The sequence below is a fragment of the Candidatus Thiodiazotropha endoloripes genome, assembly GCF_001708965.1.
Taxonomy (GTDB): domain Bacteria; phylum Pseudomonadota; class Gammaproteobacteria; order Chromatiales; family Chromatiaceae; genus Thiodiazotropha; species Thiodiazotropha endoloripes.
Map to the genome: position 1 here is coordinate 459,635 of NZ_LVJW01000003.1, position 15,240 is coordinate 474,874.

Annotated in this window: 9 protein-coding genes; 5 read left to right on the forward strand and 4 right to left on the reverse strand. The window is 43.5% G+C overall.

Annotation, left to right across the window (positions count from 1 at the left end; translation table 11 throughout):
• Positions 1-67: 67 nt before the first annotated feature.
• Together A3193_RS02130 and A3193_RS02135 are read right to left on the reverse strand one after the other, a co-directional pair.
• Complete coding sequence (locus A3193_RS02130; RefSeq protein WP_069013921.1) at positions 68-3,295, reverse strand: bifunctional diguanylate cyclase/phosphodiesterase; 3,228 nt, start codon at positions 3,293-3,295, stop codon at positions 68-70.
• Between the two features lie 35 nt (positions 3,296-3,330).
• Positions 3,331-4,227: an ABC transporter substrate-binding protein gene (locus A3193_RS02135; RefSeq protein WP_069013922.1), complete on the reverse strand. Its 897-nt coding sequence runs from the start codon at positions 4,225-4,227 to the stop codon at positions 3,331-3,333.
• Between the two features lie 860 nt (positions 4,228-5,087).
• Between A3193_RS02135 and A3193_RS02140 the strand changes: the two genes are divergently transcribed.
• The 3 genes from A3193_RS02140 to A3193_RS02150 all read left to right on the forward strand — a co-directional run bounded on the left by A3193_RS02140 (position 5,088) and on the right by A3193_RS02150 (position 8,773).
• Positions 5,088-6,830, forward strand: coding sequence for an alpha-amylase family protein (locus tag A3193_RS02140; RefSeq protein WP_069013923.1), 1,743 nt, complete (start codon positions 5,088-5,090; stop codon positions 6,828-6,830).
• 13 nt (positions 6,831-6,843) lie between these two features.
• The gene (locus tag A3193_RS02145; RefSeq protein WP_069013924.1) at positions 6,844-7,674 is read left to right on the forward strand and encodes an HAD-IIB family hydrolase; all 831 of its coding nucleotides are present in this window, start codon (positions 6,844-6,846) and stop codon (positions 7,672-7,674) included.
• A 394-nt stretch (positions 7,675-8,068) separates the two neighbouring features.
• Positions 8,069-8,773 carry an alpha/beta hydrolase gene (locus A3193_RS02150; protein ID WP_069013925.1) on the forward strand — a complete coding sequence of 235 codons (705 nt, stop codon included), beginning with the start codon at positions 8,069-8,071 and terminating at the stop codon, positions 8,771-8,773.
• A 428-nt stretch (positions 8,774-9,201) separates the two neighbouring features.
• On the opposite strand, the gene A3193_RS02155 is transcribed toward A3193_RS02150, so the two are convergent.
• Both A3193_RS02155 and A3193_RS02160 read right to left on the reverse strand, forming a co-directional pair.
• Entirely contained in the window at positions 9,202-10,320 is a 1,119-nt protein-coding gene (locus A3193_RS02155; RefSeq protein ID WP_139116939.1) for a hypothetical protein, read from the reverse strand.
• 61 nt (positions 10,321-10,381) lie between these two features.
• Positions 10,382-11,920 carry an MBOAT family O-acyltransferase gene (locus A3193_RS02160; protein WP_069004541.1) on the reverse strand — a complete coding sequence of 513 codons (1,539 nt, stop codon included), beginning with the start codon at positions 11,918-11,920 and terminating at the stop codon, positions 10,382-10,384.
• Positions 11,921-12,666: 746 nt separating this feature from the next.
• On the opposite strand from A3193_RS02160, the gene A3193_RS02170 reads away from it, so the two are divergent.
• Together A3193_RS02170 and A3193_RS02175 are read left to right on the forward strand one after the other, a co-directional pair.
• The gene (locus A3193_RS02170) at positions 12,667-13,329 is read left to right on the forward strand and encodes a dienelactone hydrolase family protein (RefSeq protein ID WP_069013927.1); all 663 of its coding nucleotides are present in this window, start codon (positions 12,667-12,669) and stop codon (positions 13,327-13,329) included.
• 220 nt (positions 13,330-13,549) lie between these two features.
• Positions 13,550-15,235 (forward strand): DUF4382 domain-containing protein, encoded by a 1,686-nt coding sequence (locus tag A3193_RS02175; protein ID WP_069013928.1) that lies wholly within the window; start codon positions 13,550-13,552, stop codon positions 15,233-15,235.
• The last annotated feature ends 5 nt before the right edge of the window (positions 15,236-15,240 follow it).

Below are 15,240 nucleotides of genomic sequence, written 5' to 3' on the forward strand. Positions count from 1 at the left end.
AACTACTATTTATTGAAGAGCATGATTATTTTGCAAAGTGATAGTTAGCTAAAGACGCAAGCCAGGATCAAGCGCCTACTAACTTACCCAGGTATCTAGTCTCAAACTCTTCAGCAGATACTGGCTGTCCATAGAGAAAACCTTGCAGTAGATCACAATCATGCTGTAGCAGAAAATCCACCTGTTCCTGAGTTTCAACTCCCTCAGCCACTACGGTCAACTCCAGAGATTTTCCAAGTGCTATAGCTGCCTTGGCAATCTCTGCGTCATGTCGATGTTGATTGACATCATGGATAAACTCTTTATCTATTTTTAATTTGTCAACCTTGAATCTATGCAGATAGCTCAAAGAGGAAAAACCTGTACCAAAGTCATCAATCGCAAAATGAACACCAAGTTTCGATAGTTGGCGAATACTCTGTTTTGTATCGTCTGTTGCTTCCATGAAGACAGTCTCCGTAAACTCGAGTTCAAGTAGATCTGCTGGTAAACCGGATATGGTGAGCACATTTTCGATACTTTGTTGAAACATTGTATCATTGACCTGCTTTGCACAGAGGTTTATGGCAATCCGCCCAAAATGATACTGTCTGTCTGACCATAGTTTTGCTTGCTTACAGGCTTCATACAAAACCCAATCGGATATCTGTTTTATCATCCCCCGTTTTTCTGCAATATGTATAAAATCAACAGGCATCAGGACGCCGCGCTTAGGGTGATTCCATCTTACAAGCGCCTCGACACCGGAAATTTCTTTACTAACTGCGTCAAACTGAGGTTGATACTGAAGGAAGAACTCATTCTGCTTGAGTGCCACAATAAGATCATGGGAAAGGCTTAACTCATTATGCATCTGCAGTGACATCTCATCTCCAAAAAAGGTGAACATACCTCTGCCGGCCTCTTTAGCTTTATACAGTGCCAAGTCTGCCTTACTCAGAACATCTTCCTGTTTGATCGATTTTGTCTCCGGTATGAATATTCCGATACTGGTATCGATATAGATGGTATTGTCATCGATGATAAACTCCTCATTGACAACATCTAGTATCTTAGATGCAAGATAAGATGCATCTGAGACAGATTCGAGGTTTCTTTGGATAAGCGCAAATTCATCACCACCCAATCGGGATAGCATGTCCGTTTCCCGAATGGCTTGCAGTAAGCGTAAAGATACTTGTTTAAGCAATTTATCACCCATTGGATGACCGAGTCGGTCATTTACCTCCTTGAAATGGTCTAGATCCAAAAGGTGTACAGCAAACAACTCGTCACGGCGGCGAAATTGAGCCAGTACCTGTTTCAATTCCATGTTAAACATGACTCGGTTCGGCAGGCCTGTCATCAGGTCATGATAGGCAAGATGCTGCATGTTCTTTTCAGACCGTTTTCTCTCTGAAATGTCGTGAAAGGAGACCACCGAACCTATAACTTTTCCATCTCCCCATACAGGAGCGGACCAATACTCTACTGGAAACGGAGTACCTCCCTTGTTCCACAATACTTCATCTTCTACATGATATTCACAACCATCCTTGATAGGGCGCATCATGCAGCACTCCTCCTCCGGAATTGCTGTTCCATCCATCATTGAGTGGTGAATTAGATGGTGGTTGTTGGAGCCGACGATCTCATCAGGTCTATAGCCAAGCATCTCAGAAGCGGCCTGATTGATAAATGTAGTTACACCATTTTCATCGAAGCCGAAAATCCCTTCTGTGGTGTGTTCCAACAGCAATCTGTATCTTGTTTCACTCTCCGCTAGAGCGTCCATCAACTGCTTCTGCTGGGTGACATCAAGAATTATTCCATTGAACTTCAGATCGGTAGTACTCAGAAAATCGATTGCACGACCTTGTTCGTAAACCCAGCGGACTTCTCCATCTTTCTTTATAATTCTATATTCAAGTGTAAAGGGTACTCTCTGTTCGACTGCTTTATTGACTTTTTGCTCGACCTTATCTCTGTCCAGTGGATGGATGATGTCCGAATAGCTGATCTCCCTGTTGCCAAGGACCTCGCTGATATCATAACCCGTTAAACCGCTGAACTCATCACTGAGATATTCCATTGTCCAATTCGTATCATTTCGGCATCTGTACACAATTCCTGGAACATTATTTACTAATGCATGGTAACTGGTACGACTGACTTCGAGCTCTGAATAGGACTTTGCAAGTTTTTTGCTCATTTCATTCAAGGCGTTTTCAATGGTTTTCCATTCGTCATCACGACCAAGAATGATAGCCTTGTCCAGGTGATCCACGCCTATTTCTGATACTATGCCTGTAAGTGTATTCAAAGGCTTTTCAATATGTCTTCGTAACATATAATACATGATAGTGATAATCATGATTACCATGATCAACATAAAAATGCCCATTCGTGTTAAAACATCTATAAACAGAACATCAATTTCATGCCTGATCTGTTCGGCAGCTAATGAAGCTTCCTCTTCGGTCTGAGCAATCAGTAGATGTATGGATGATTCGCTAAGAGCCAGCTGGTGTAATGATTTATTTAATGCAATCAATTCAGTTATCAATGCCTTGATATGCTCCTTATACTGTTGAATATATAACGATAGATTGCGACCATGAACTGAGACTTCAGGCATGGATGCGGTTATTGTCTGTACCCGCAGATAAAGTGAATACAGTTCATCATATAGATCATTATTTCCAACATTCTCAGAATTAGCTGGGGTTAACAGTTCAGTTGTCATCTTATCAATTATCAAAATACTTTCACGATAACCTGTAACCAGACTTAGCAGTTGATCGTAATAGTCGTGATCAGCACCATTCAATGCAGAATCGATCATCCCTGTACTGATCAAATTCTCAAGTAGTGTGATTTCGCTTTGAGCAGAACTGAAAAGATTATCCAACTCACTTTTCAGGTTGTTTATGTTTCTCGAATAGTTTAAAAAAAGTTCAAATGCATTCGAATAACTCTTCAGCTGTGTGATAAGTGTTTGATTGTCTATATCATCGGTTATATGAGAAAGGTAGATAGAAATTTGCTTGCCTTCTTCAGCAAGTGTGTTATTACTGGTTGAATATGTACGTGTAAGCCTGTTGATATCTGATGAGATTACAGCCAACTGTCTGGTTTTCGTAGCGTTATCTGTTAAATCATTGAGATGGGTATCCGCAACCTCTTTTACCAGTTCATAGGTTGTATGAAGTGTTCTTTGAAGTACAACAAGAGAAATCGACATGATGAGGATAAACAAAACAATGAATATCCATATTTTGGATATAATCTTTAATCTGCCGTATCGCTTATGCATGTTGATCAACAATCATTAATTATAGGAACTTAATACTATTTTGGCGTGGTAACCAGAGTCACCCCCCTGAGCACAATGGGTCTTGGTTGAATGCCAAGCTCTTTCATACTGTTTACATTGATATAGCGTCGACCTTTATAGTTACGAGTTACCGGTAAATTCTTCAAAGGTGTACCGTTTAAAACCTTGAGAAGCATACCGGCAGCAATTTCACCCTGCTCCTGACCAGTTTTGGCAACCGCACTGACGGCACCATCCTCCACATGATAACTGTTACCACCTATTACAGGTCCGTTAAATCTGGCTCTTAAATAGTCAATCACTTGCCGATTGACCATGGGCTTACCATTGATGTCAATGATTCCTTCGAGGCTATCAACATAAATTGCATTGCAATGATTTCCTTTGGAGCTGGTGAAATCATCAATCTCACTTGTATTGGTAAGCAATTCAAAATATTCGATTGGCACGATGTATGTTGACTGTTCACTTTCTACCTGGGCCTTAATGGCTCGGCCTGATGGACTAGATCGAACAACAAAACAGATATTTTCAACTTCGGGAAGAAGTTGTTTTAGAAAGGCGATAGATTCACGTATATGTCCACGCTCCAATGTGCCCGAAATATGTTGATTCGGATAGCCGTAGGCTGAGGCATCGTTGTTTACTCCACAAAAAAAGATCGGGGTGGACACCTTGTCTTTTAAAAAAGGCACAACGAACATGGACTGAGCATTATCATCTACAGTGATAATCCCATCCGGATTTAACGTTTCATAGAGTGCAAGAGCTTGTTTGGCTTTCTCTTCACCACCTTGTATATCTACTTTTGTATCCATGTAGAAATAGGTAAGCTCTGCAGATTCAGCCATCACACGATCAATACCCTCTTTAATTTCCTTACACCAAGGGTTGTCCTGCTCATAACTCATAACCACCAGAACCTGATAGTCAGATGACCATAGGTTTGAGGATAAAAGCAGTAGCAGAATAGTACAGTAGCGTGTGCAGAGAGAATTCGAAGTGCGCATAGTCGTTACCTGCTCGCAATGTCGAATCCCATCCATAGGAGAAATTTAAGGAATTTTACTGCTCAATAATGTCCTTATATTCGTATTATGACAATGACCTGTCACAACAAAACGGTAACTAAAGAAGTTCTAGTGGAATTCCGGTAATTTCAATCTCACTGAAATAGCGTTGAAAAGACGTTTCATTAAAACAGTATATATCCATATCTACTATACTGATATTAATCAAGTCTATTGCAAATCTTATTAAACTGGAAGAATTATAAGTTTATAATTATATGGTTTATTATGTGATATCGAGCTGAGGCTGGTCTCTCACATTGTAAAGCTGATCAGGAGCGTAAAAAAATTCAGCCAAACAGTACAGTTCCTTCCGTTGTTTTGAGCTGTTTTGATATCTTATGTTTACTTTTTCCAGTGAACTGGCTGAATGAATGCGATTTATCTACCAGTGTTTACAATATACATTTTAGTTAGTTCAAGTACTCAGTTTCGCCTACTTGCCAGTGATTTATGATGACGTGAACCTTTTCTGATGTGTCATATACCTGAAATAACAAGTCCTGACTCACGCAGCCTGATCGCCTTCAAAAGGTTTTACTTCGACTTTCATTGCTTTGCTCTACATGATTTACACAGGCCAAATGCAGAACACTAGCTCTCAGTGTGTAACCCATTGAGTGGTACTCGCGGTGATGTATTATAATAACGCTGGAAAATGGTGGGTTCTTAACTAACCAATAAGAAAAAGAAGGGCTGATATGTTAGAAAAATCTTTGCCCAATGGGGTCATGTTCAATGCTTACCCTGACAGTATTGGATTTAAGCTGAGTGATACCATAACACTGCTGCAGAATCCTGAGTTGCGCGATGTCTTTTCCCTCTTTTATATATTACCCACATTTTTCCAAAGTGATCTGGATCGGGGCTTTTCCATCAATCGCTATGAACTCAATGACGAGCTGGTATCGGAACAGGATCTTCAGACACTGAAAGAGATGAATATTGTTCTTAAGTTTGATCTGGTGCTGAATCATCTCTCAGTACGTTCTCCTCAGTTTCTTGACATTCTTGAAAAAGGTTTTCACTCTGACTATCGGGACTTTTTTATAGACTGGAACAGGTTCTGGGAAGGTGAAGGTGAGATGGGTGAGGATGGATGCATCCTTCCGAATGAAGCTCATCTCAATAAACTTTTTATGCGTAAACCTGAGCTTCCGATTCTTATGGTTCGCTTTCCAGATGGTTCAGAGCGTCCGTACTGGAATACATTTTATCAACAGATACACTACCGCACACTGGAAGCTGATGATATCAATCACTTTCGTATGCTGCCACCAGAAGGGATACAAACGATTCTTGCTAAATTCAATGCAAGGATTTCTGCCGGAAAAGATTTTCACGATATCGACTTAGGTCCATACCAGGACTACCTGGAACAGGTGGTCAGCATTGTCGAGTCAAAACGTCGTTATCTGGGCCAGATGGATCTGAATGCCAAATCGGAAGTGGTCTGGGAGTTTTATGAAGAGACATTAAAACGTCTGGCTGATTTCGGAGGCAAATTGATTCGCCTTGATGCTTTCGCTTATTTACATAAAAAACCTGGACTGACCAACTTTTTCAATGTGCCGGGTACTTGGGAATACCTCGATCGTCTCAATACCATTGCCCAAGCGGAACAATTGACGCTGTTACCTGAGATACATGCACAGTATGGCAAGCATCTACACTCTGCGGTTGCTGAAGCTGGATACCCAATTTATGATTTTTTTCTACCCGGCCTGTTGCTTGACGCTCTGGATCAGGGACGTAACGCCTATCTTCTGCGATGGATCGATGAGATTCAGACTCAGGGTATCAGAACAATCAATATGCTCGGCTGTCACGACGGAATTCCTGTGCTTGATCTGGACGGATTCGAAACAGATTCCGGCTATCGGGCTGGGCTTCTTGAAAAAGCCGACATTGAAGCCATTATTGAACGGGTGCTGGAACGTGGTGGCCGGGTTAAAAATCTGTTTGGTCCTGACGGTAAAAAGATCGCCTATTATCAGGTAAATGCCACCTATTTCAGTGCTTTGGGCGAAGATGAGCAAAAACTCAGGTTGGCACGCGCCATTCAGCTCTTCATGCCTGGTATTCCTCAAGTCTGGTACCTGGATCTTTTTGCCGGAAAGAACGACTATGCTGCAGCTGATCGGGGTGGACCGGCTGGTCACAAAGAGATCAATCGCACCACATTAACCAGCGAAATGGTAGCAACTGGACTACAAAGTGCTGTGGTGCTGGATCAATTGGAAATGATGCGTCATCGAAATACGGCGACTGCTTTTGACGGTAGCCTGATAATAGGAGATACCCCTTCAGATGAATTGGAAATGATCTGGACAAACGACAACGATACGACCACATTAAAGGCTAGCCTCAATACACATGAGTTCACCATAAGTCACAGCTCTGCAGATGGTGGGTTTCAGCTCTATGACTACACAAAACTCTGATCCAAGAGGAATTATGAAAATACTCGCCACTGACCTCGATCGCACCCTGCTTCCCAATGGGTCATGGCCAGTAGATGAAAATGCTATTGAGTTGTTTAACGAGTGGACTCTCAAGCAGGGTGTGCTGGTCGTCTATGTAACCGGGCGTAATCTTGACCTGACAGAAATGGCCATACGCGAATACGGTGTACGCTTCCCCGATATCCTATGTGGAGATGTAGGTACCACCATTCGACACTATGAAAACGATAACTGGTCGATGGACCTTGGTTGGATAGAACATGTACATGCCATGAGTCCACGCTGGGATAATGCTGCAATTCGTGGTGCACTGGAAAAGATCAAAGGTTTACGTGAACAGGAGAGTCAACACCAGAACGAATTCAAGCAGAGCTATTACGTAGATCACCAAAATCATGAATCCATTCTGAGCGAAGTGGAGAAGTTGATCAGTGGCAAATTTGACGAGGTACTGATCTACAGTTTCGATTCCAACAATGGTAATGGCCTGTTGGACGTACTCCCGGCAAGCGCTACGAAACAGACCTCACTGGAGTATGTCGCCAAAGTTTACAAGGCGGGCAGGGAGGTTGTCTTTTGCGGTGATAGCGGGAATGACATATTTCCGTTAACAGATGGATTTAGAGGTGTCATGGTACGTAATGCGGATGAACAGTTGGTCAAGCAGGTAACTCAGGCCAAGCAGCAGAATGACGCCATCGAGATTTATCACTCGAAGGGTAATTTTAAAGGACTTAATGGGTACTATGTGAGTGGTGTTCTCGAAGGTGCCTATCACTATGGTGTATTGGATGACTCAGTGGAGTTAAAACATTTCCAATAAACTGAATTTGATGCACATTCCAACAGAGTTAATTGATTCATACGCCTATGAGTAATAGGGTTTTAAAACTTAGTTAGATGAGTCTCCAGCTAGACAAGATGATCGGTGCCTATTGCAGCTTATTCTACTGTAACCTGGCGGAGTGGTATTCAATTAGAGCGGTGGTATATATGTGGTGACTACTAGGTAGGGCTGTTCATTGGGGATGGAGGCAGTGCTTAGGCTATGTGATGTTTGCAGATTCGCATGAAAAGGAAATAAATTCTTACTATACTTGTTTTTCTGTCACTAGTTTCAATTTGAGATACCTTACAGAATGTATCGATATTTAGTATTGTTTCTGATATCTATCCTGTTGTCGGCCTGCAGCATTTTCGGCCCAGTGCCTGACCGTATGGGGCAGGAATTGGTTGCCGGCAGTCAGCAAAAGCGTGAAATTCTGATCATTGTTCTGCCCGGTATTTTCAGTGATGCCGAGGACATGCGAAAACGCGGAGTACCCGAAGCGATACATCGTGGTTGGCCTGAACCCGATATATTGATGGCCGACCTGACCATCAAATACTATCGTAAAGGCCTGGCTACCAAGCACCTACATGATGAAATTGTCGCTCCTGCTCGACAGCAGGGTTATTCTGAGATATGGCTGGCAGGTGGATCCATGGGTGGCATGGGTACGCTGATGTATGAATGGCAACATCCGGGCACGTTGGATGGATTGGTGCTGATCTCACCCTATATGGGTGGTGGAGATGTGACGGATTCAATACGACAATCAGGTGGTCTCAGGTCATGGGATTCTGGTGAACGTAATGAGGTTATGGTAAGTGACAACTACGATCGTTTAATTTGGCAAATGGCGCAAGACTGGATCGGAGATGAGTCAAAGCTTCAACGAGTATGGCTCATGTGCGGAGAAGGGGATAGACTCTACCCTGATGTTGAGCTACTCGGAGCCATTCTGCCGGAGGACCGATACTTTCCTGCCCCAGGTGATCACAGTTGGGATTACTGGATTCCTAACATAGAGACGGTATTTCGTGCGGTGTCTGAGTCGCGCCAGACGAACTTATCAAAGTTGAACGGCACCACCAGGTGATTGTTTTGATGACAGACTCATATTGATCCGAGTTATATAGGGCCTGTTAACACTGATCCAATAGGCCATGTTGTGCCTTGTTTAAACGCTTCTATCTCCTTGAGAGTCTTTTAGATGCCGACCGGTTGGGTAAGCTCCGAGTAATTACTGGTAAATACTATGAGGGTATTGATCAGTAAGGCTGGAGTATCTTATAAATGATTGAAAAGATTAACCGTATTATTCAAGGCGAGGCCTGCGGCCGTTGAACTCTCAAGTGCTCCATACAATGCAGAACAATAACCAGATCCGATGATTACCATTTGAGAATATGTTAATTTTCCATTTAACAAAGTGTCATTCCAATTGGTGGTTCTATGGTAATCCAAACGGATTGACCTGATATATTTATAATGCCTGTAGATTAGGATGTAATTATGAAATGACTACTAGTTAGTACTGTTTTCGATTGAGTTTCGTATTTCATTATTCAGTTCCGGATTGGTATTCCTCCACTCCTCGAGTAATGACTTCTGTTTTAAATAATCCTGATCCAAATCGGTATCTTTTAAGTTGGCAACCAATTGGGTTCTTTCAAAGTTTTTATCAAAAATATTAGAAAGGACAATATTACCAAATGCCAGGTTATAGTGTGATGATTCGTACCAATAGGTCCGTTCCTCAATATCAGAATAACTCAAAGGCTCCAAGGTGAAAGCATTCAGCCTGAGAAAATCAAACCCCTCGAACTGGTGCTGGTGCTCTTCAGCTATAGTATTCAGCTTTTCCTGGATCAGTTTTTTAGGATAGTGTACATAACTGGGGAGTCCGTCAAAGTGTGCATATATTTCCCAGTATCTGGCATTTACCGGATTCAAGAAGAAACTGACTTTGATGTTGTTCTCAATTGTCGAGTTAATAATATAATCCAAATTTACAGTTTTGCACTGTTTTTTATAATCGGAATAACTCGCAGCCTTGATGCTGTTCGTCCTGTTGACTCTCCTGAATATATTTCTTGATTCTCGCTCAATTAAAGCATTACCTGGGCCTTTCTTCAGATAGTTGTACTCATTGAATTTAACAGCGCGTCCATCACTGGACATGAAGTTGTCTTTTGGTTTACGGATGTTTCTGTATGAAGTGTAGCTGGCGTCTAGGCTTAAATAGAAGAGTACTTTATTGACTAAAGTTCTGATCTGGGGGTTGTCCTCAGAGATCAATACGCGATCATCAAGGCTGTTACTTATTGATCTGATAGTCAGGGGGTCACAGAATGAATCCAGGGTGATGATCAGTTCATCAATGTCAATTTCAGCTTTTAAGATATGTTCATAAAGAGAGCGTATCTGGGCTATGCCTATGCCAGGGAATGATAAGTTGTAGGTACTGTTTTTTCCCGTATGTGATGGGGAAAATGAGTAGTAGTTTCGTGAGTTACCGATGATTACTGTAGATGGCTCTTTCTCGATGACATCATATGGCTTGAAAATTTTGACGGCTTTGCTGTCAATATGCTTTAACCTGCCATTGAATCCATAAGGATCGAAATAGTAATTGACGATCAACTGAACGCAAAATATCAGGAAAGCAAATATAAAAAAGGTGCTGATAAATTTTTTGTACATTTTAAAAGTTGAAATATAAAAATTCTGAAACTCTCATCAGACTGGAGATACCCAGAATAAACAGGACAGAAACATATAGAGAGAAGGTGTAAACATAGTAAGCCGGGATTTTATGCTCGAGTGTCTCTTCCACCTTTCTGATGATTTCTATGGAGTTTGGCGCTAGAAAGCTGATCATGGCCAACACAGTTATCCAAAGGAGGCTGCCTTCCAGTTCTGCAAAGTAGTGGGGAAAGATTCCATCGAATGTGAAGTAGCCACTGGCGCCAAGTGTAGAAACCAGATCAGGGTAATTCTCAAGCGATTTCAACAGTGAGATGCCATTGCCCCCAACCATCGTATAGAGCATGCTGTTGGCGCCTTCAAGATTGATTGCACGAAAATAGACCCAGCCTACGACGACGGCCAGGAATGTGATAATACCGGCTACTAGGGTTTCGGTTCTGGAGTAGTGGTTACCCCACTTCAGGACAGAAGATCTGAATTTACGCCATGCGTGGTTTACCATCAGATAGAAGCCATGCAGCATTCCCCAGAAAACAAATGTCCAGCCAGCTCCGTGCCAAATGCCGCCCAACAGCATGGTGATGAACAGATTGGCGTAGCGTCTCACAAGCCCCATCTTGTTCCCACCGAGAGTGAAGTAGAGATAGTCTCTGAGAAATCTTGACAAGGTGATATGCCATCGTCGCCAAAAATCGATTATCGAGGTCGCTTTATAGGGTGAGTTGAAGTTGATCGGTAGCTTGATACCAAACATATAGGCCAGTCCGATAGCCATATCCGAGTACCCGGAAAAATCGAAGTAGAGCTGAAATGTGTAGGATAGAGCACCGACCCAGGCTTCAAAGAATGAGACTGGCTCCCCGTTTTCCGCAGCACTGAAGATCAGATTGGCGTAGACGGCTACATTGTCTGCAAGCACTACTTTTTTGAAAAGACCGATAGAAAATATAGTTAGGCCAAGTGCCAGATAGTGGTTGTTGATTTTATAGATCGAATCCTGATCGAACTGGGGGAGCATCTCCTTGTGATGGACAATCGGTCCGGCGATCAACTGTGGAAAAAAAGTTACGAACAAACAGTATTTTAAAAAATTGTATTCATTGGTCTCTTTTCGATATGCATCAACCAGATAGGCGATTTGCTGAAAAGTGAAAAAAGAGATGGCCAGTGGTAGAACGATTCTTTCAATATTAAATTCAGTTCCGGCGACGATATTGATTTGGTCGACAAGGAAATTTGTATATTTGAAATACCCAAGTAAGGATAAGTTGACTGCGACGCCTATGATTAAAAGTGTTTTTTTATAAATACCGTTACTGTCGCTGCTCAACATGATTCCAAAGGAGTAGTTGAAAAGCATGGAGAAGAGGATCAGTCCAAGGTAGGCGGGATCCCACCAGCCGTAGAAGAACAGGGAGCAGAGAATAAGCCAGGATATTGCTACTCTATGATGGTTTCTTTTGCCAATAAAAAAAAATATGAAGAAAGTTATTGGTAGAAATAAAAAAATAAATTCAAATGAGTTGAATAACATTTATACGAGTATCCTGCAGGCGTGTGCCCTCATCTCCTGAAATGTTGCTGATTGATAGTGATTTACGGCTGGCTTGAGGCTAATGGTACTATATTAAATAAACTAAAAGAAGGGGGCTTAGTTGTTGAATAATAGGTATTATTTAACAATAAGGTGCTCTCAATGAGAGCCGTTCAGGGATTGCAATGGGAAACAATATCCTTGCTGACTAATTCTGTAATAAGCATTAAATCGGCTGACAGAGGGAGAGGAGTAGAGTCTATGAGTATATTAGAATAACAGTCGGTGTACAGCTGTGAATACCACAAATAGTGAGGCCAATTCTCAATAGTGGCGCAGCATTTTGACCAAACTTATCCATCTACTAACTGGAATAGGCAAAATAGCCTCGGCACAATGCTCTGCAGCGACCTGTACATCTTGTCTTTTTCTCTAGCAATGACAGGGTTTAGGGCTATATGGGAATTGCAATTTGTTTTTCGGAAAACACCATAGTCCTTGATAACACGCAAAAAATCGGCTGGGATAGCCAGTTCCGGTTAGCAGTCTGGTTAATACAAGTAACTATTGTCGTTTTTTGGTATTTAGTCGAATTTCAAGACAATCCTGAGACAATTCCGGGATTGAAACACAAGTACAGGATCCGACACAATCTTCTGTCATGAACTGCCATCAGTTAATCCGCCACTTTGGCTGGGGTCGCATCGGATGGTGAATATTGAAAACCTGAATAATGAGTGAGTGACATGGGAAAAGAGATTGAGTTAACGACTGCACAGGGTGAGCGATTCCAGGCTTATCTAACCGGCAGCGATGAGAGCAGGAGCGGAATCCTGATCCTGCATGAATGGTGGGGAGTGAAGCCCCATAATCGTCAATGGGCGGATCAGTTTGCAGATGCCGGCTATCAGGCACTGGTTGTCGATCTGTATGATGGGCGCGTGACGGACGATGCTGAACAGGCCGCACTGTGGATGCGGGAGATTGATCAGCAAGCAACCGATCATAAGTTGATTTCCGCCATTGAGTATCTCGCTCGTGATGGCCGTAAAATCGCCGTCTATGGCTGCTCCTTCGGTGGCAAGCAGGCGATACACGCCAGTCTACTGAAACCGGAACTGGTAGATGCCACTGCAATCGCCTATTGTCGGATGGAGACGGATCCCTCTAAGCTGGCAAATCTTCAGGGGCCGGTTTTGGCGATCTACGCAGAACAGGAGCGTAACTGGCCTGATAAACAACATGACTTTGAGCAGGCGATGAATGAGGCAGGCAAACAGACCGAATCTGTCAGTTATGATGCGGCTCACGGTTTCACCAATCCAACCAGCCCACGCTATGATGAGGCCGCAGATAGAGCTGCCTGGCAGGTCGTTATCAATTTTCTTCAACAGAAGCTAGCTGGGTAAGCTTTCTTCACATTGACTCAAAAATTTCTGCCGCTGATTGTGTCGGTGTGTTGTTCAGGGAATATGGGACAAGTATCGCTATACGATAAAAATTCCTTAAAGAGGATGATTGGGAAATAATCGATTATTTATAAAATTGTAAATAACCCACCACGATCACAGATAAATCTTGAGTTAGTGGTAAATTAATCCCAATTACTGCACTAAAAAGGTGAGCTTGATGAAACAGATCTCAACTCTTCTAACCCCGATGGTGCTGACAGCACTACTGACACTTACACTGATCTCCTGCGGTGGCGGTGGCAGCAGTGACAGCAGCTCGACATCAGAAGATACAAGCACCGCCACATCCGAAAGCACCGGTACTGTGGGCATTCTACTGACGGACAAACCGGCAGACCCTGACATTTTCCTATCCATCAATGCGACCATTGAACAAGTTGAGTTGCTTGGGCCCGAGGGTGAGGACTCGGTGGTGCTCTATTCCGATGCGCCACAGACAGTCGATCTGCTGAGATTGAGGAGTGAATCCATTCCTTTCACCTTCCGGGACGATGTGCCAGTAGGTACTTACTGCAAGATTCGTTTAACACTCAGCGATCTTGAGCTGGTGCTTGTCGATGATACTCCGGATGATCTCACGGACAACGAAACTCACCATCCCAATCTGCCGGGGAACGGCAAACTCGATCTGCTGGTGCGTGGTTGCTTTACAGTTGATGAAGGTAATGTGATCACTGTGCAGGTTGACCTGGATGCTGGGAATTCGATCCACATTGTGGAGAACAACCGTGGATATAACTTCCGGCCGGTTGTCTTCGTCGATGTGCTTGAAGAGGGTTTTGAGAGCAAACTAGTACGATTGAGTGGTGAAATCGGAGAGGTCATGCCGGAAGAGAATGCGCTGTTGCTCTGTGATGCTCTACCAGTGCAGGAGTCCAGTAACATGGAATGTGTTGAGGTGCGTCTGGGAGATGACAGTGCCTTTTTCGATAACCTCAACTATACCGGAACATCCAGACCGCTTTCGGAGCTCCTGGTGGAAACCATGGTGGGTCAGCAGATCACGGTAATCGGGAAACCGGACCACCATGTGGCTTCCTCTGCCTCTGTGGATATTCCGCGTGGACACTTGCCGCCTCCAGGTGAATGTCGTCTGTGGGAGCTGGATCTACCCCCAGGGCAACAGTCTGCTCCTGGTGATTGTGATGAGCTGGAAGATGATGTGACAGACGATACCGTATTGGTTGATCATGAAGGGGTTGTGGGTGAGCGATATCATCCGCTCATGGAAGTGGATGCACTGGTTGTTGAATTGGGTGAGTTCCTTCAGTTGGAGGGTAGTGTTAACCGGGAATCCGATACTTCAGGATTTGCTATGACCGTTTCTGCTGGTGACGGCATTGCGGTCGGTACCTTGCTGGAAGTTGTGCATCAGATTGGTGAGTCCGGGGTTAACGGTACCCGGGTGCTCTCCAAATCTGGTGACCTGCTAACCTCACTTGATATCCTGGCATCACGCCGGATTCAGGTTGATGGTGTCGTGGATTCATCCGCAACAGAGGATACGATTAATGCAGCGCTGGTCATCATTGATACGGAGTCCGATGATGAAGGCTCTGAGGAGAGCGGTCAGATCACTGGTAGTGTCGTGTCGGCAGGTAGTGTTGGTTTTGTGCTCGCACCAACGACTGACACAGTATGCGGCCTGGCGACCACGGACCTGCAGGTCACCCTTGCAGAGGATGTTGCAATTATCACGGTCGTGATTACTGATACCGTCAGTGAAATTACCCAGGGTGGCACCATTCAAGCCGGGCAGAGTGTCGGTGTCGACGGCAGTTGCAGTACCGAGGGTTACTTGGCAGAGATTGTGGCGATCGTTGATGACCAACGTGATTTATAACTCAT